This is a genomic window from Erwinia sp. S38 (assembly GCF_016624545.1).
Classification (GTDB): Bacteria; Pseudomonadota; Gammaproteobacteria; order Enterobacterales; family Enterobacteriaceae; genus Erwinia; species Erwinia coffeiphila.
The window spans coordinates 342,380-359,039 of the sequence record NZ_JACVTS010000002.1 but is presented as its reverse complement, the minus strand read 5'-3'; the positions used below and the strand labels follow the sequence as shown (position 1 = coordinate 359,039).

At 54.3% G+C, this 16,660-nt stretch carries 16 protein-coding genes and 1 tRNA gene; 7 read left to right on the top strand and 10 right to left on the bottom strand.

Features of this window, described 5'->3' with window-relative positions:
• Window positions 1-9 precede the first annotated feature (9 nt).
• The 7 genes from IBT46_RS03925 to IBT46_RS03895 all read right to left on the bottom strand — a co-directional run bounded on the left by IBT46_RS03925 (window position 10) and on the right by IBT46_RS03895 (window position 6,287).
• Window positions 10-513 carry a fimbrial protein gene (locus tag IBT46_RS03925; RefSeq protein WP_200544180.1) on the bottom strand — a complete coding sequence of 168 codons (504 nt, stop codon included), beginning with the start codon at window positions 511-513 and terminating at the stop codon, window positions 10-12.
• 12 nt (window positions 514-525) lie between these two features.
• The gene (locus IBT46_RS03920; RefSeq protein ID WP_200544178.1) at window positions 526-1,056 is read right to left on the bottom strand and encodes a fimbrial protein; all 531 of its coding nucleotides are present in this window, start codon (window positions 1,054-1,056) and stop codon (window positions 526-528) included.
• Between the two features lie 7 nt (window positions 1,057-1,063).
• Window positions 1,064-3,700 (bottom strand): fimbrial biogenesis usher protein, encoded by a 2,637-nt coding sequence (locus IBT46_RS03915; protein WP_200544176.1) that lies wholly within the window; start codon window positions 3,698-3,700, stop codon window positions 1,064-1,066.
• Between the two features lie 80 nt (window positions 3,701-3,780).
• Window positions 3,781-4,485 carry a fimbria/pilus periplasmic chaperone gene (locus IBT46_RS03910; RefSeq protein WP_234479928.1) on the bottom strand — a complete coding sequence of 235 codons (705 nt, stop codon included), beginning with the start codon at window positions 4,483-4,485 and terminating at the stop codon, window positions 3,781-3,783.
• A gap of 54 nt (window positions 4,486-4,539) precedes the next feature.
• On the bottom strand, window positions 4,540-5,085 hold the full coding sequence (locus tag IBT46_RS03905) for a fimbrial protein (protein ID WP_200544172.1): 546 nt from the start codon (window positions 5,083-5,085) through the stop codon (window positions 4,540-4,542).
• A 72-nt stretch (window positions 5,086-5,157) separates the two neighbouring features.
• On the bottom strand, window positions 5,158-5,700 hold the full coding sequence (gene fimA / locus IBT46_RS03900) for a type 1 fimbrial major subunit FimA (RefSeq protein WP_200544170.1): 543 nt from the start codon (window positions 5,698-5,700) through the stop codon (window positions 5,158-5,160).
• A 32-nt stretch (window positions 5,701-5,732) separates the two neighbouring features.
• Window positions 5,733-6,287, bottom strand: a complete 555-nt coding sequence (locus IBT46_RS03895) for a LuxR family transcriptional regulator (RefSeq protein WP_234479927.1) — start codon at window positions 6,285-6,287, stop codon at window positions 5,733-5,735.
• Window positions 6,288-7,049: 762 nt separating this feature from the next.
• Here IBT46_RS03895 and IBT46_RS03890 point away from each other — a divergent pair.
• Complete coding sequence (locus IBT46_RS03890) at window positions 7,050-8,006, top strand: helix-turn-helix domain-containing protein (protein ID WP_200544168.1); 957 nt, start codon at window positions 7,050-7,052, stop codon at window positions 8,004-8,006.
• A complete protein-coding gene (locus IBT46_RS03885; RefSeq protein ID WP_200544166.1) occupies window positions 7,990-8,478 on the top strand; it encodes a hypothetical protein in 489 nt (162 codons plus the stop codon). The genes IBT46_RS03890 and IBT46_RS03885 overlap by 17 nt, the downstream gene beginning before the upstream one ends.
• A gap of 141 nt (window positions 8,479-8,619) precedes the next feature.
• On the opposite strand, the gene IBT46_RS03880 is transcribed toward IBT46_RS03885, so the two are convergent.
• Window positions 8,620-8,707 (bottom strand) — tRNA-Ser (locus tag IBT46_RS03880).
• 230 nt (window positions 8,708-8,937) lie between these two features.
• On the opposite strand from IBT46_RS03880, the gene ghrA reads away from it, so the two are divergent.
• From ghrA to IBT46_RS03865, 3 genes are all read left to right on the top strand, one after another.
• Window positions 8,938-9,876: a glyoxylate/hydroxypyruvate reductase GhrA gene (gene ghrA / locus IBT46_RS03875; protein ID WP_200544164.1), complete on the top strand. Its 939-nt coding sequence runs from the start codon at window positions 8,938-8,940 to the stop codon at window positions 9,874-9,876.
• A gap of 53 nt (window positions 9,877-9,929) precedes the next feature.
• Window positions 9,930-10,667 carry a phosphatase gene (locus IBT46_RS03870; RefSeq protein WP_200544162.1) on the top strand — a complete coding sequence of 246 codons (738 nt, stop codon included), beginning with the start codon at window positions 9,930-9,932 and terminating at the stop codon, window positions 10,665-10,667.
• A 125-nt stretch (window positions 10,668-10,792) separates the two neighbouring features.
• The gene (locus IBT46_RS03865; protein WP_200544160.1) at window positions 10,793-11,365 is read left to right on the top strand and encodes a molecular chaperone; all 573 of its coding nucleotides are present in this window, start codon (window positions 10,793-10,795) and stop codon (window positions 11,363-11,365) included.
• A gap of 181 nt (window positions 11,366-11,546) precedes the next feature.
• Here IBT46_RS03865 and IBT46_RS03860 read toward each other — a convergent pair whose 3' ends face one another.
• Both IBT46_RS03860 and IBT46_RS03855 read right to left on the bottom strand, forming a co-directional pair.
• The gene (locus tag IBT46_RS03860) at window positions 11,547-12,935 is read right to left on the bottom strand and encodes a CoA transferase (RefSeq protein WP_200544158.1); all 1,389 of its coding nucleotides are present in this window, start codon (window positions 12,933-12,935) and stop codon (window positions 11,547-11,549) included.
• An 18-nt stretch (window positions 12,936-12,953) separates the two neighbouring features.
• Window positions 12,954-13,856: an EamA family transporter gene (locus IBT46_RS03855; RefSeq protein WP_200544366.1), complete on the bottom strand. Its 903-nt coding sequence runs from the start codon at window positions 13,854-13,856 to the stop codon at window positions 12,954-12,956.
• 225 nt (window positions 13,857-14,081) lie between these two features.
• Between IBT46_RS03855 and IBT46_RS03850 the strand changes: the two genes are divergently transcribed.
• On the top strand, window positions 14,082-14,804 hold the full coding sequence (locus IBT46_RS03850) for a glutamine amidotransferase (RefSeq protein ID WP_200544364.1): 723 nt from the start codon (window positions 14,082-14,084) through the stop codon (window positions 14,802-14,804).
• 198 nt (window positions 14,805-15,002) lie between these two features.
• A complete protein-coding gene (locus IBT46_RS03845) occupies window positions 15,003-16,523 on the top strand; it encodes an aldehyde dehydrogenase family protein (protein ID WP_200544361.1) in 1,521 nt (506 codons plus the stop codon).
• The last annotated feature ends 137 nt before the right edge of the window (window positions 16,524-16,660 follow it).

Genomic DNA, 16,660 nt, shown 5'->3' with positions numbered 1-16,660 from the left:
TCTCCGGGTTCAGGCGTAGGTATAGGTGACGCTGATCACCGCCTGGATAGTGCCCTGAGTGGCACCACCGTTGACTGTTAGCGCTCTGACTTTCAGCGGGAACGTAGCGGACTGTGTAGTCCCATCGACCTGTACCGATTTTTTGGTGCCGGTATTGAGGGTGGCGCCCGCATCATCCTGTAGTTCAAGCTGGATGCTGCCCGCCGTGCCCTGATTCTTGTAGTAGCCCGTGGCGTCTGCCGTGCCGCTAAAGCTGGCCGTTACGCGTGAAGTTCCGGCAGGGCAGTTGCTCAGATTCAGCGTCGCATCCTGCCAGGCGGACGAAGAACCCGCTGAAACCAGGCTGAAGGTGTAGAGATCGCCAAGTTCCACCGCGGCGTTTTTGGTCGAAACCGCACAGGGTTGCGCTACCACTTTGCCGTTGACGGTGATAGTCACGTCAGCGGCCTGCATCGTCGGGGAGGCAACTGACAGCATCAGCGCCAGCAGCCATCCGTTCCGGGTCAATTTCATTTCATTCTCCCGTTACAGAAATTCAAGGGTGAATGTCGCAGTGGCATTCACGTGCCCGGCGGTAACCGGGATGCGGGTGGTCATCAGCTGAGCATAAAAGTTCAGCGTATTAGCCTGGCCCGGCGTTAGCGTGGTCCAGGGAATACTGGCGGAGGTGGCGTTCAGTGGCAGCATTGCCTGCTGCGCGTTAAGGATTTGAATCCCCATTCCAGCCGCCGATGCTGCACCGGTATTGAGCTTCAGCAGCGCGGTATTATCGTTATCCGCCACGCCGGTGAAGCCGACTTTGACCGCCGTCACCGAACTACCACAGGGCGACAGCAGGATACGGAACGGAACCGGAGGTGTGGTACTGCCCACCGCGTGAAACTGTCGGGCCGCGTTATTCATCAGATCGACGGTGAAGTCTTTTGATTCAGTGGCTACGGTGCAGGCGTTATCCCGCACGTAGCCGCTGATGGTAATCGTGCTGTCTGCCGCAGCGGCTCCGTTAGACGCCAGCAGCAGGTATGCGCCCAGCAGATAAAGTGTTTTTTTCATCATGGCTTCCTTAGCGGCACACCGCTGACAGCTGGCTTAATGCCTGATCCTGATCTTCTTTCGCCACGCGGTAATCGGCCTGGCAACTGGCGTCCGCCCCGTCTCCCCATTTCACCAGCACCTTACCGGCCGCCTGCATGCCGCTGAGATACACCTGGCCACCGTCGGCGACGATGCTGCTATTCTGGCCGTCGGCAGAAGACGCCATGGCACCAAACGGCACGGGTTTACCTTTGTAAGTCAGGGTCATCAGTAGCTTCATGCCGACCTGGGCCTTAAACTCGGCACGAACAATCGCGCCGTGTGTCGGCACCACGGTGGCAACGGCGTCATTCAGTTCAATGTTGTCCGCCAGACTGTTGGTATTCAGCGCGATGCGGTTTTCGCGATAATCAGTGGCGTAAGGCAGTACGGCGTAGCCGCGGCTGTCGGTGCGAACGCCGGTCTGGTTTTCTACTTTTACATTTCCTGCACCGGGTGCCTTAATCAGCACGACCGTATCGTTCATTGGCTGGCTTAGCGTCACGCCGTTAGCATGCGCCAGTACACCGCCGCTCATGCCGTAATAAACCTGATCAATATTTTCACTGCGGCTGTAGCCGACGTTAGCGTTAGCATGGCCACCACGGTAGTTCAGTGCCGCATACCCGTTACTGCCGCTGCTGCCGTTGCCACCGCCTGCATAGCCGGTTTGCATGCTGTAGCTCAGGTTATTGTCTTCCAGCACGGTACCGTAAAGCCCGGCCAGGCTGGTCGTCCGTCCATTGAGATCGTTCGACATGCTGTAGCTTGCGCTGGCATTACGCCACGCGGATTGACTGTCGGAGCGCATCCAGTGGCTGAACGGAATCGAGACGTTCAGCGCCAGCATCTGGTCGCGGCCCTGCTGCCAGGCGTTTTTGGTCAGGCTGTAACTCAGCGTCCAGTTAATGTCATCAACGGCGGTGTTCACGCCGAGCTGCAGCTGCTCATCGGCGCCATCGGTTCCCCAGTAGGTCTGATGACTGCCGCTCAGATAGGCGGTCGCAGTGCGTCCTAACTGCTGGGTGATGCTGGCCTGCACTTTGCCGCGCTTGCTGTAAGCGAGGTTATAGTAGTCACTGAAGACCGGTTTCATCTCGACGATGCCATCCTGCGTTTCCACGTTGTAGCCGCTCATGCGGTTATAGGTGGTATCGGCAAAGCTAAAAAAGCCGCGGGTAGAGTAGCGATAACCCACCAGCTGAAAATTGGTGCCTGTTTCACTGAGCGATTTGTTATACAGAAAGCGTATCGACTGCCCCTGACGATCGCTGTCATCGGGCAGGGTGGCGTTGGCCTGGGTCACGTCAAGCGACAGCGCGCCGAACTCGCCCATGTTTTTACCTACGCCGAAATTAAATGCACGATAGCGATCTGCCAGCTGTGCGCCGCCGTAAATCGTAAAACCCGAGGCCAGTCCGTGTAGCAGGGTGCCCTGGACAAAATGGGGGTTTTCCTGCTGATCGTTACCGCTGCGGTATTCCCCGGCGGTAAATGAGTAGCGGGTACGGCCTTCACGCTGCAGGATCGGTACAGAAGAGTAGGGCACGGTGAAAACCTGGCTGCTGCCGTCCGCTTCTTTAATGGTGACCTGCAGATCGCCGCCGCTTCCTGCTGCGTAGAGATCGTTGATGGTGAACGGGCCCGGTGGCACGGTACTGTGATAGATCTCGTAGCCGTTTTGTTTGATCGATACCTGTGCCGTACCGCGCGCAATACCGTGAACGGACGGCGCAAATCCTCGCTGACTGTCCGGCAGCATATTGTCATCGGAAGCCAGCTGGAGGCCGCGGAAGTTGATGCCGTCGAAGATATCGCTGTTGCTGTAGCTGTCGCCCAGCGTCAGGCGTGAACGCCATGAAGTGATGTCGCGCTCCAGCCAGGTGTTCACGTGCTGCCATTTATTTTCATTGCTGTTGGAGCTGCCGCTGCTGCTGTAACTCCAGGTGGTGTTATCGCGCAGGCGCCAGGCACCGATATTCAGCCCGCTTTGCAGGTTAAGATAAGCATAATTGCTGTTGCCGCCGTTCGTGTTGTGAACGCTGTTACCGGTGAAGTTGTAATTCAGCAAACCGGCATTAATACCGTTATCCCACATTTCAGGTGGAATATAGCCGCGAGCATGTCCGCCCATAAAAGCCTGAGGAATGGTCAGGTGTAAACGCTGCTGACCTACGTCAAAGCGGCTGGTGGCATCGGGAATCATCTGAGCGAGCGCTACGCAGGCATCATTTCCCAGCAGCTCCATTCCGGCGATTGATGAGGTGTTCACACCCATATCGCTCAGCTGACCGCGCGTCAGGCAGGGAATCAAACCCTGACCGTCTTCACCCGGATTAAAGCTGACGTCATGAGTCGTCATGTAACCGTCGTTGAGATAAATATCAACGCGGTACGTACCCGCCGGAACTTCCTGTCCTTTTTCAAAATTAGAAAGGTCCGCGACTGCGGCGGGATCGTCTGCCAGAAAACGCGGGTTAAAGTAAATGTCAGCCTGTGTAGAAAAGGTCTGGGAGGCCAGTAAAATCGCGAGCGGAATGCGGGCTAATTTGCCGGAAGATCGTGATTCATTGCTCAGTGCGCGTCGGAAAGCCAAACGGTCGAGTCCATATTTCAGATGTGACATAGTCCCTCCGGTCCGAAGTCGCCCGGCAGTCATTTCTTTTCGTTAATTGGGGGAAGGGGAGAGCGTTTCTCCCCATCGATTTACTGCATCGTGCCTTTCATGCGCGGGGTTAAAGCACCGTAATCATTAATGGTGCGCCAGGAGATATCACTGCCTGCATCCGCAGGAAGTTTGATGCTGACTTCGCCCATTGGCGGCACGAGTGCATTTTCCAGAATTCGGGTACCGGCGTTGATCTCGGTGAGAGTCTGGTAATACGGCGTTGGATTAATCAGCGTGAGAGTCCCCGCGCTGCGACGAAACTTAATCTTTTCTGCGGCCTGCTCTGGCGGCATGGCGAGATTAGCCGGACGATAGTAAAGCTTGATGCGGCTGATAATGGCCAGCTGTAGCGTATTTTCGCTGAGCTTTGATTTCTCCATTGATGGGATCGCTTTAACATTCATCCAGAACAGACTTTCGCGATCCTGCGGCAGCTGATTGTTGGTGGCATCCACGATGCGCAGGGTATTCTCTTTTTTACCCTGCATGGCAAACAGCGGAGGCGTGATAACGAAACGGCCGTCCTTCACGCCATCCTTATTCTCAACCCATGACTGGATAAGATAGGTACTGCTGTCGTCATTATTGGTGACAGCCAGCTGAACCTGTTTTTGCCCGGCGGGATAAATGACCCGGGTTGCGCCCAGTGCAACGCCGGCTTCTGCCTGCGGAATCAAGCCCGCAGTGGCAACCATAAATAAGCCAGCCAACAGGCCCCGAGTGAAGTTAAGTGTTTTTTTCATGTTGTCTCCTTTAGCATTCACCGTATGTTCTGTTGGCGGTATCTATGCTGTTAATTACTGATAGGTCAGGGAGAACCAGGCCTGCGCATTCGCAATGCCGCCGGTAACCTGATTGCCCGTTGCCCGATATTTTGCGACGAAATGTAATGTGTTCAGCCCGGTATAAATTCGCGTCCATGAAGCGGGAGGTGAATTTGGACTGATCAACTGGTCATCTTTGTCGAACAGTGCAACACCAATTCCGGTTGCGATCCCTGGGCCTTCTCCGACGGAGAGAACCTCGGGGTTTTTACCATCAGCGACGCCGTGAAAAGTCACGCCCACGTGCTGACTGACTGCCGTGCTGCATTCCTGCAGCTGAATGTCGAAGGGAACGGGATTGGCATCTTCCCCTGCGGCATGAAAACGGTTACTACTGATTTGCCCCATCCTGACTGTCATTTGCCGGTCACCGGCTTCAACGCGACAGGATTCGGCGATAACGATCCCCTGGAAACGCATACTTCCGCCGGGTAAGGTGACGTGCCACTGATTTCCCGCCAGTGCCAGCGGGGGTAACAGCAACAGCAACATCAACAGACCCGATTTCATCCTTTGCATTTTGTTCATCCCAGTCCCGTTGCGGATAGCGGGCCATCCTGGCCCGATTCGCTTCCCTGCGTGATGAGTGTCTTACTCGTACTGAACTTTGAAGGTGGCGTCGGCGTTCGCGGTACCTGCGGTTGCAGCATCGGTAGCGAAGTAGCGCGCCTGGAATGGAATCACGTTGGTGCCATCGTTCAGGACGGTTGCATTGCTGAAGTCAGCACCATCCAGTTTCAGTGGCGTGCCGGTTCTGTCGAGGATCTGTACGCCAACGTTGGTTGCGCTGCCCGCAGCGGAGCTTTGCAGCGCCAGTACATCCGGGTTAGCGTTATCAATGGCCGTTCCTGAGAAGGCAACGGCTGCCTTGGTCGCAACGGAGGTATCACAGTCGTTCAGCTGGATGTTAAAACCGACCGCCGAGCTGGTATCACCTAAAGCGGCGAGCTTAGCTGAACGAACCTGGCCTAACGTTACGGTCTGGTCCATTGAGCCGGCATCGACTGCACAGGCTGCGTTGACCACTTCACCTTTAAAGTGAACCGTACCGCCATTCACCGTCGTGGTTGCAGCCAGAGCAGCAGTAGAGGTCAGAGACAGGGCAGACAGAACAACAATCGCTAATTTTTTCATGATATATTTCCTTTATCATATTGGTGAGGCTATTACTCAGATGTAATAAGCCGGTTTTTTAAAAATAATTTATGGAACATAATTCTGTTTTCACATCCCAGCTTCATCATTAAATTCCGCCGGTGTGAGTAAATTGTTTTTAGCTTTACGCCAAGTTTTAAAGCTATTTCCTTATTGCTTTCTCCCTTTCTTAACATGTTGAGCATCTGTTTTTCACGATGCGTTAAGTTAAATTTAATATGGTAATTCCCTGGTGTGTCTTCACTCGCAAAGAAAGAAATAATTTCTTTCAGGCTGCTTCCTTTATCTAAAACGGCTACTTCCTTATAAAGTTCGGAGTTGTAATAGGCCAGGTCGCTGGAAGCGAAAGCCACCGTTTTTTTTCTGGAAGCAGGCAGGTCCTTACATTCATTTATGTCATTAAAATCCAGGTCAACAACCTGGTAAAATGCTTCAATAAAATCTGTGCCGAGCAGTTCCAGTAGGCCAAGGATAAAATATTGGTCGTGTGATAACACATTCCTTGACGGTTTAATGCCTGAATTCAATTCCATGATATCGACCCTTATTCCCTGTGTGCCCGACATATCAATAACTCCGCAATAATTTACCACCTTAAAAATCTTCAGCTACCTCATTAGGTCAAAAGCAGTTGTTTTATCTGCTTGATTTGTTTTTTGTGGGTTTTAATTCCACAATTATTGTTTTTTAATAATGTTTAAGTTCATTTAGTTCATTACTTTAAGGATAATTCACTCCCGGATTGATAGGTTATGATTATCGTTTAACTAGAAAATAATAGGCGCATTCTTTGTATTGGAATTTTCTTAGGTAGTATTCCTCTACACAACACTATTTTTTAACGTTTTACGTTACTGTTTCACCAGGCTTATATGTTAATCACCTGTCGTACCGAACAACGTTTAAGATCATGTTGTTTAAGAATTTTCTAACACTACGATATTTCCGCTCTCTGCCCGTATCTTTTTCTATATCTGGATATTTTTCGTTTATCTGCTGTTGAAATCGGCGTTCAGACCGTTGCTCTGCTCTGTGCCCATTTTCTGTCGTTTATGTTCCTCATCAATTCACGCTGTTTAAGGATTCACGTCTGCAGGCAAGCGCTTTAATCAGTGTTGCTTTAAGGCTGCTGCGTGCATCTCGTTTCGATGGGGTAAAGACTATCACCGTGAATCCAGATTGGTTATTTGTATTTGTTATTTCCGCTTATTTGGGTTTTTGTGCTGATTATAAATTAAATTATAAGTTTTTTTAGTCAAAATAACTGCTGCGTTATGGTGTATTTTTACTTTAGAGATCTGGCACTTAAATAAATCAAAGGCTGAGGCATGATCTACAGGATTCAGGAGTCGATTTTTTTCAGGAATGATGACGGGCGAGTGTGGACAGATGACGATACCCGCGTAATTTTGACTGCCACGACGGGCCGACTGCTGGCGTATCTCCTGCAGCACAAAGGTAATGTGATATCGAAAGATGAACTGCTTGAAAATGTATGGGATGCTTATGGTTTATCAACGTCAAGCAATAGCCTTTACAAGTACATCTCAGATTTAAGAGCGGTGTTTAAAAAGCTTGGCTGTACGGATGAAATCATTGTTACCGTACCCAAATTGGGTTTCATGATTGCTAAATCTGTTCGTGTGGAGAGGCTTGATGACGGCGAACCCGCGGGTGGAACAATCATTGAATCCGTTATTGAGCCGCTGGTTGAGCTCAATACCCGCCCAGCATCAGAGCCTGATAGGGCGCGGAGTGTAAACAATAACAGTGCTGAAGACGCTGCTGTAGAATCTGAAATTAACGAAAGTCATTCAACTGAATCTCAATTCCTCGAAAATACACATCGCGAAAATACCGTTGCAGAGAAAGTCCGAGCAGAAGAGTCTATTCTGGTTAAACCTTCCTTCATGCAAGTAAAGGTCGTGCTGCTTTCTATCGTTTTGACAGTATTGGTCGCAGGTATTGTTGCTTTATATGTCATGGGGGATAGCGGCAGGCAGGAAGAGATGACCTGGTCTTTAGGTAATATAGATAATTGCCCGGTAAGAAGTTTTAATCCACATGAATCAGAAAAGTCTCTTGCCGTTCTGCAAAATGTCATCGCAACGAAGGGCATGTTGTGTTCCGGTAACAGCATTTTCTTTGTTCGCGTTTCTGAGCCCGTGTTGACCGATAAAAAAGGCCGGATTTTTATCTCCCGCTGCAACTATGTTGACGACAAACGTAAGAAATTCTCATCGTGCGAAAATTATTACAGAGCAGACTATGAAATCACGCGCTAAATTCCAGGGAAAATTAATTTACATGCTTTCCACTGCGGTGGTCGTGGCCATATTAATTTTAGGGTACAGGGTCTTCTCTTCGACTAACAAGAGCGGTTTTGACTGCACCGGCTACCTGATCGTGGATTCTGATGCTTTCAACTTCTCAGCCGGGCTCAACTCTTATCTGCTGATGGGCAAGGATAATAAAGGCTATTTTAACGTCTCCGGTACGGTGACATCGAACACCGTTACCTATCACGTTGAACGCTCGTATGGCTTTAGCTACCAGCGTCAAAAGGACGGCATTTATCACCTGACCGATATCACCATGTCTAAGCGGAAGGCAGACAGCGCGGCTGATGAAGTGATGAGCAAAGTACTGATCAGCCCCGATCTCGATCACGGCCGCTACATAAAGATTAAAGAGTTAGGGAATGCGTTTGTGTTACAGGGGGTTTATTCACCAACGTTGATGTGTGTACAAAACTAAGAGTGATGCGAAGCTGAAAAGTGGTGCAAAACGTCTTTCCTGCCGTTTTGTCGAACCTTGTCGAGGCTTCTCGCCCCTCTCTCGCTGAGAAACAGGCATAAAAAAAAGCCTGAACTTTCGTTCAGGCTCTCTCTTTAAATATGGTGGTGAGGGAGGGATTCGAACCCTCGATACGTTGCCGTATACACACTTTCCAGGCGTGCTCCTTCAGCCACTCGGACACCTCACCATATTGTTATCGCAACTGCGTTGTCGACGGGCGCTAATGTAGGGAAAAGCCTCGCTGCGGTCAACTGACTTTCAACGCTTTTGCGTGCGTTTAATCAGTTTTAAATCACTTTGCCGATAAAAACGGCAGGAGAGAGGCCAAACCAGCCTAAAAATACGAATTCGCGACCATTTTTTTCTTGCCAGCTGTGGCGTTTTACCCGAGCCTTAAAGAAAAACAGGAGAAAAAACGTGGACATCATCTATTACCACCCCTCTTTTAACGCTCAGGCCTGGATTGACGGGGTTCAGCGCCGTCTGCCGGGTGCGCGGGTCCGACTGTGGCAGCCGGGCGACGATCTTCCTGCTGATTATGCGCTGGTGCGTGAACCGCCCGTCGCTATGCTGCAGGGACGCCAGCTGAAAGGGGTGTTCGCGCTGGGTGCCGGGGTGGATGATATTCTCGGCCAGTTAAAGCGGCATCCTGAGATGCTGGCACCCGGGGTGCCGTTGTTCCGCCTGGAAGATACCGGCATGGGCCGCCAGATGCAGGAATATGCCGTCTACCACGTGCTGGGCTGGTTCCGCCGTTTTAATGAATACCAGCAGCTGAAGCGTGAAGCCCGCTGGCAGCATCTGGAAAACAATCAGCGCGATGCCTTCTCCATCGGGCTGCTGGGGGCCGGTGTGCTGGGCGGCAGCGTGGCGAAAAGCCTGCTGGACTGGGGCTTCCCGGTGCGCTGCTGGAGCCGCTCGCCGAAGCAGATCGACGGCGTCACCAGCTTCCACGGTCAGGATCAGCTGGGCGAGTTCCTCTCGGGGACGCAGGTACTGATTAACCTGCTGCCGAATACGCCGCAGACCGTCGGTATCATTAACCGGCAGCTGCTAAGCCAGCTGAAGCCGGGTGCGTTCCTGATTAACCTGGCCCGTGGGCCGCACGTCGTGGACGACGATCTGCTGGCGGCGCTGGCGGCGGGGGAAGTCAAGGCCGCCGCGCTGGACGTGTTCAACGTTGAACCTTTACCTGCCGATCATCCTTTCTGGTCGCATCCTGATATCGCCATGACGCCGCATAATGCGGCTGTAACCTTACCCGAGGAAGCTATGGACTATATCGCAGGGGCGATTGCCCAGTGTGAAAACAATCAGATGCCGGAAGGCCGCGTTGATTTAGAACGCGGTTACTAAACGATAAGGGCCGCCCAGTGAGCGGTGCGGCCCTGAACATTAAGGAGTAAATCATGTATCCCGTTGACCTTCATATGCACACCGTTGCCAGCACCCATGCCTACAGTACGCTGCGTGACTACGTGCTTCAGGCACAAACCTGCGGCGTTAAGCTGCTGGCGATCACCGACCACGGCCCGGATATGGCCGATGCACCGCACTACTGGCACTTCGTGAATATGAGAGTTTGGCCGCGGGTGATTGACGGCGTGGGTATTTTGCGCGGCATTGAAGCGAACATTAAAAACAACGAAGGTGAGATTGATTGCAGCGGGCCTATGCTGGAAGCGATCGACATTATCGTTGCAGGCTTCCACGAGCCGGTGCTGCAACCGCAGGATAAAGAACATAATACTAAAGCGATGATTGCCACTATGGCCAACGGACTGGTGCATATCATCAGCCATCCCGGCAACCCGAAGTATCCCATCGACATTCAGGCGGTCGCGGAAGCAGCGGCGAAATATAACGTGGCGTTGGAGCTGAACAACTCCTCCTTTACTACCTCCCGCAAGGGCAGCGAACCGAACTGCCGCGCGGTTGCCGCAGCGGTAAAAGAGGCGGGCGGCTGGCTGGCGCTGGGTTCCGATTCCCATACCGCTTTTACCCTCGGCAACTTTGAGCACTGCCTGCGCATCATGCGTGAGGTCGATTTCCCGGAAGACCGCGTGCTGAACGTGACGCCGCGCCGCCTGCTCGATTTCCTCGCGCTGCGCACCGGCAAAACGATAGAAGAGTTTGCTGAGTTTTAGTTTGGTTGTGAGGGGGAGTGGCTGCGATTGCGAGTGAATCCGCTAACGGCAGTTCCGCTTTCACCCCCAGCCGCCGCCGGATCTATAGTATGATTCAGCCCTGACATACTTTTGGAATCGAACTAATGAATGAGTTTTCTATCATCTGCCGCATCCTTGGCTCGCTGTATAACCGCCAGCCGCAGGACCCGCTGCTGGTGCCGCTGTTTACACTGCTTCAGTCAGGTAAGCTGCAACAGCACTGGCCGCTGGAGCAGGATGAGCTACTGACCCGCCTGCAGGAAAACAGCGATCCGCAGCTGCTGGCAGCTGACTATAACGCGCTGTTTGTTGGCAGCGAGTGCAAGGTGCCGCCGTACGGCTCGCAGTGGCCGCAGGGGCCGAAGGAAGAGGAGGTTCGCGCTTTTCTGACCAGCCGTGGCATGCCGCTGGGCGAAGGACCGGCGGATCATTTTGGCGCACTGCTGTTGGCTTCTTCCTGGCTGGAAGATCAGTCTGAGGCCGATGAGTTCCTGGCACAGGTCACTCTGTTTGATGAGTTCCTGATGCCGTGGTGCGGCGCGTTTCTCGGCAAGGTGGAGGCTCACGCCTCAACGGCGTTTTACCGCACGTTGGCGGCAATCAGCCGTGAAGCCGTACAGACGATGCGCGATGAGCTGGCCGAGCTGGAAGAGCAGCAGGGCGGCGAAGCCGAGTAAGCACCACGTTGCAGCGCAGCCTGTCCGGGCGTTATCTTTCCTGTTGCTGGCTGCGCGTAATTCTTCAGTTGCTTTTTTACTGTGGCTGCGGCGTGTTTTTTCTTCAGGCGCTGTCGTGCTGTGGCGGGTTGTGTGTTTGCTTCAGGCACGCTCTTGCCGTGCTTTTCTAATCGCTTACGGGCTAACGCTGTTCACTCACCGCCAGCCATTCTGCTGTGGCTGAACCCAGCGGCGATGGCGATCGTGACCACAGCAGCGGTGTTCCGGGCAGCCGGAACGGCGCGCGAAGCTGGGCCGCAATCCCCCAGTGGGAAATCACCGTTTCCTGTTCTTCATCCTGCGGCTGTCTGGCACCCAGCCCGGCAGGCTGCTCATCGACAGAGTAAGGGAAGTCTGACAGCAGGCTGGCGGTACGTGCGAGCGACAGGCGGGCGGCAAACCCGGTACTGTGCAGTCGCCGCTGGCGCATTCCTTCCAGCACCGCCGCCGCCATCAGATAGCCGGTTGCGTGATCCAGCGCCTGGACCGGCAGCGGCACCGGCGCATCGCCCCCCTGCCATTGACGCCCGCGATCGGCAATGCCGCAGGCCATTTGCACCAGGCTGTCAAAACCGCGCCGGTTTCGCCACGGCCCTGTCCATCCCCATGCGTTCAGGCTGACGTCGATCAGACCGGGTTTCAGCTTTTGCAGCATCTCCTGGTCGTAGCCCAGATTAATCAGCGCATCGGCTCGGTAGCCGTGCACCAGCACATCGCTCTGACCCAGCAGGATGTCGAACTGACGCCGCCCTTCGGCTGATTTCAGGTCCAGCCGTGCGCAGCGTTTTCCCAGAGTAATCTCTTCTTCTAAAGACGGTTCCTGCCAGCCTGGCGGATCGATGCGCAGCACCTCCGCGCCCAGCCCGGCCAGGAAGCGTGTGGCGACCGGCCCGGCAATAATTCGCGTCAGGTCCAGCACCCGTACGCCGTGCAGCGGGCGAGCAGGAAGTAGCGACCATTCAGGAGGTGGTCCGCAGGGTTGCAGGCTTTGCTCAATTAGCGCTTCACGACTGACGCTTTGCCCCTGCGGATGCTGCTGCCACTCCTCGCGGCTGCGTAACGCGGCCGCGCATCCACCGGCATCCACCACGGCCTGTTCGAGCGTGAAACGATCCCATCCCGTGACCGTGGCGGCCAGCGCCTGACGGTTATCGTGCCTGCCGAGCACGCGCTCCATCGCTTCTCGGTGATGCGGCGCATTGGTATGCAGGCGAACCCAGCCGTCAGCGCAGGCGTAATCACCGGCAAACGGGTCCCACAGAGAGGCAGGCGGGCGATTAATCGGACGAAGGGCGTGCTGGAACCAGCGGGAAGCAAGGGCACAGTCAACGTGCAGCGGCTCGGGACTGTCTATCAGGCTGGCTACGGCCTGTGCGGCCAGCGCAACGCTGCTGGTGGCCAGTTCACTGACCGGATAAGCGGACACCAGGGCCTGTCGGCCGGTTATCGTCAGTGCGGGCGGAGCAGATAATGAATTCCGTAACCCCTGCCACAGCTGCTGCCAGAGTTCAGTGGTTATCCGATCGTTCATCACGCCCTCCAGAAATGTTTAATGCCGTTTGCTGCGCCCCGCATAGCGGAACCGCGCCAGTTTTGCATGCATACGCAGATTGCGCAGGTTGATCACCGCAATTGCCGTTCCAAGAATGACCAGTAGCGAACCCGCAGCCTTGAAACCATTCATCTCATCGCCAAGCACCAGCACGCCCATGATCACCGCCAGTACCGGCGTCAGCAGAGAGTAAGGCATGATCAGATTAACGTTGTAGTGCTTCAGCAGGCTGTACCATAAAGAGTAGGCAACAATCGACGAACCAATAGCGCTAAACAGGATACCGAACCAGCCGCGCCAGGAAGAGTTAACCAGCAGCGTCAGCTGGTCGGATTCGGTCAGCCAGGACGCGCAGCCGACGATGGGTATCGCCAGAAATGACAGCCAGCCGGTCATCGTCAGCGGACTGATCGGCGGCGATTTTTTCACAATCATATTGCTGATTGCCCAGCCCAGCGCACTCAGGAGCAGCAGAACCAACACCCACCAGTTGGGGATTGTCGGGCTACCGGACAGCACCACCACCCCGCTGAGCGAAATGGCAATTCCCAGTAGCTGTACCAGGCGCAGTTTCTCTTTCAGGATGACCATCGCTAACAGCATCGCGATTGGCGTACCCAGCTGGACGATCACCGCCGCCGTTCCGGCATCGGTGTTGTTGAGGCTGATAAAGAGTAACGAGAAGTGCATAAAGCCGAAGGTAAAGGCCAGGACGATAAGATAACGCAGCTGCTGAAGATTTACGCGGGTGAACGGCACCAGAATCAGCGCCACCACCACAAACCGCAGGGTGGTGATCATCAACGGGGGAAGGTCCATCAGGCCCCATTTAATGGCGATATTGTTGAATGCCCAGATTGATACCACCAGAAGTATCAGAAAAAAATGCCGCAGCGCCACCGCACAATCCTTAAAATAACGTTTCACTCCTGAATATCATGGCATGAAATGCAGCGAATGAAGCGCTAAAGTGCCACTTTTTTTCAGCACGCCATCGCGCTAAAAGCGCGAAAAACGCAGCGGCTTAAGCTGATGCTTTGTTTACAATTTGCCAGAAAAGTTATAAGACAGTTAGCAAGCAAAGTGTCAGGATAAGAGACTGGGAATTGTACTCAGCCAGGAGAGATAAGCGTGAAGCTACCGTTAGCCATTATCCAACTTGAAACGCCGCCGCTGCCGGTCAGTGAGCTGGTGGGCGATCAGCAGCTGTGGTTTGTGCAGGCGCTTGGCCTGTCGGCCGGTGAGTATATTGTTGTACGCCCGGACCTCGGCGAGACGTTGCCCGACCCGGCAACTATTTCCGCCGCCATTCTCAGCGGCTCCTGGGCGATGGTGACCGATCATGCCGACTGGAGCGAGCGGACCGCCGCGTGGGTGCGCCATCTGGTGGCGGAAAAGCTGCCGCTGCTCGGTGTCTGCTACGGTCATCAACTGATGGCTTACGCGCTGGGGGGGAAAGTCGGTGATAACCCCAACGGCTGGGAGCGCGGATTACAGCAGCTGGAATCCAGCGCGACAAGGCATCAGGACCCGCTGCTGGCCTCGCTGCCGCAGCATTTTTCGGCCTGGCTATCCCATCGTCAGTCGGTGCTGGCACCGCCGTCGGGCGCGCAGGTACTTGCCCGCTCTGCTCTGGAACCCTGCCAGATTATCCGCTATTCCCCGCAGGCGCTGTCGGTGCAGTTCCATCCTGAATTTACCGCAGAAATTATGACGGCCTGCCTGCATAACAGTCTTGGCGATGAGCAGGCTAAAAAACTGATGCACAACCAGCCGGAGCCGGAATGGCCACGCCAGCTGCTGCAGGATTTCTGGCAGCAGTTACAGCCTGCGGCAAAACGCGCCTAGTTTAGCGACGATTCATCGGGTGGCTCTTCGTGAGCCACCTCACATCCGATCCGTAAAATCCACATTTCCTTCTGGCTTCGTCACAGTTTCCACTGGTGCGATCTGACATTCTCATCTTTATCAACAATGTTAATAATTGGTTATTTCATTGTTAAATTAATGCCGCCGAACGATGTGAATTTCAACAGGAGAACGATGATGCGCTACGCTTATCCGGGCAGTAAAGATTCCCTGATCGTGCTTAAACCGCAGTATGGCAACTTCATCAACGGTGAGTTTGTGCCACCGGTCAACGGCCAGTATTTTACCAATACCTCACCGGTCAACGGTTCGGACATCGGCCAGTTTCCGCGCTCCGATAAAGACGATGTGGAAAAAGCGCTGGATGCAGCCCACGCCGCCGCCGATGCCTGGGGTAAAACCTCGGTACAGGCGCGTTCTCTGACTCTGCTGAAAATCGCTGACCGACTGGAAGAGAAGCTGGAATACCTTGCCGTGAATGAAACCTGGGATAACGGTAAGCCGGTGCGTGAAACGCTGGCCGCCGATATGCCGCTGGCGGTGGACCACTTCCGCTACTTCGCCGGCTGCCTGCGCGCGCAGGAGGGCACCGCCGCGGAAATTGATGAATTCACCGCCGCCTATCATTTCCACGAGCCGCTGGGCGTGGTGGCGCAGATTATTCCCTGGAACTTCCCGCTGCTGATGGCGGCCTGGAAGCTGGCCCCGGCGCTGGCGGCGGGCAACTGCGTGGTACTGAAACCGGCTGAACAGACGCCGCTTTCCATCACGCTGTTTGTGGAGGTCATTGCCGACCTGCTACCGAACGGCGTGCTCAACGTGATCCACGGCTACGGCAAGGAGGCCGGTGAAGCGCTGGCCTCTAATCCGCGTATCGCCAAGGTGGCCTTTACCGGTTCAACCGCTACCGGCGGCCATATTCTGGAACTGGCGGCGAAAAACCTGATCCCGTCCACCGTTGAGCTGGGCGGTAAATCACCGAATATCTTCTTCGAAGACATCATGCAGGCCGAAGCGTCGTTTATCGAAAAAGCGGCGGAGGGCGTGGTGCTCGGCTTCCTCAACCAGGGCGAGGTGTGTACCTGTCCTTCCCGCGCGCTGGTACAGGAATCCATCTATGAACCCTTTATGGCGGCGGTGATGAAGCGAGTGAAAACCATCCGGCGCGGCGATCCGATGGATACCGATACCATGGTCGGCGCGCAGGCGTCGCAGCAGCAGTTTGATAAAATTCTCTCCTATCTGGACATCGCGCAGAAAGAGGGTGCTGAAGTGCTGACCGGCGGCGGGGTGGAGAAACTCGAAGGTGACCTCAACGGCGGCTATTACATCCAGCCGACGTTGCTGAAGGGCAACAACAGTATGCGCGTCTTCCAGGAGGAGATCTTCGGGCCGGTGGTGGGCATTACCACCTTTAAAGATGAAGCTGAGGCGATTGCCATTGCCAATGACTCGATCTACGGGTTGGGGGCGGGGGTCTGGACCCGTGATATCAACCGTGCCTACCGCGTTGGCCGGGCGATCAAGGCCGGACGCGTGTGGACCAACTGTTACCACCTCTATCCGGCACATGCGGCGTTTGGTGGCTATAAGAAATCCGGGATTGGCCGCGAAACGCACAAAATGATGCTCGATCACTATCAGCAGACCAAAAACCTGCTGGTCAGCTACAGCGTGCAGCCGCTCGGCTTCTTCTGATCGTCTAGCGTTTTTAAAGCCGGGACTTTCCCGGCTTTTTTTGTGGCTCAAAAACGCCTGTCTGACCGACGGACCGCTATGCTGGCTGCGGGATCGCCATAATAGAGCGATACAGCCGCTACTGCGGTAGGGGCAAG

Excerpts from the sequence above, each read along its gene's own strand:
- IBT46_RS03925 (WP_200544180.1), bottom strand. The coding sequence starts at position 513 with ATGAAATTGACCCGGAACGGATGGCTGCTGGCGCTGATGCTGTCAGTT.
- IBT46_RS03920 (WP_200544178.1), bottom strand. The coding sequence starts at position 1,056 with ATGATGAAAAAAACACTTTATCTGCTGGGCGCATACCTGCTGCTGGCG.
- IBT46_RS03915 (WP_200544176.1), bottom strand. The coding sequence starts at position 3,700 with ATGTCACATCTGAAATATGGACTCGACCGTTTGGCTTTCCGACGCGCA.
- IBT46_RS03910 (WP_234479928.1), bottom strand. The coding sequence starts at position 4,485 with ATGAAAAAAACACTTAACTTCACTCGGGGCCTGTTGGCTGGCTTATTT.
- IBT46_RS03905 (WP_200544172.1), bottom strand. The coding sequence starts at position 5,085 with ATGCAAAGGATGAAATCGGGTCTGTTGATGTTGCTGTTGCTGTTACCC.
- fimA (WP_200544170.1), bottom strand. The coding sequence starts at position 5,700 with ATGAAAAAATTAGCGATTGTTGTTCTGTCTGCCCTGTCTCTGACCTCT.
- IBT46_RS03895 (WP_234479927.1), bottom strand. The coding sequence starts at position 6,287 with ATGTCGGGCACACAGGGAATAAGGGTCGATATCATGGAATTGAATTCA.
- IBT46_RS03890 (WP_200544168.1), top strand. The coding sequence starts at position 7,050 with ATGATCTACAGGATTCAGGAGTCGATTTTTTTCAGGAATGATGACGGG.
- IBT46_RS03885 (WP_200544166.1), top strand. The coding sequence starts at position 7,990 with ATGAAATCACGCGCTAAATTCCAGGGAAAATTAATTTACATGCTTTCC.
- IBT46_RS03870 (WP_200544162.1), top strand. The coding sequence starts at position 9,930 with ATGTATCCCGTTGACCTTCATATGCACACCGTTGCCAGCACCCATGCC.
- IBT46_RS03865 (WP_200544160.1), top strand. The coding sequence starts at position 10,793 with ATGAATGAGTTTTCTATCATCTGCCGCATCCTTGGCTCGCTGTATAAC.
- IBT46_RS03860 (WP_200544158.1), bottom strand. The coding sequence starts at position 12,935 with ATGAACGATCGGATAACCACTGAACTCTGGCAGCAGCTGTGGCAGGGG.
- IBT46_RS03845 (WP_200544361.1), top strand. The coding sequence starts at position 15,003 with ATGCGCTACGCTTATCCGGGCAGTAAAGATTCCCTGATCGTGCTTAAA.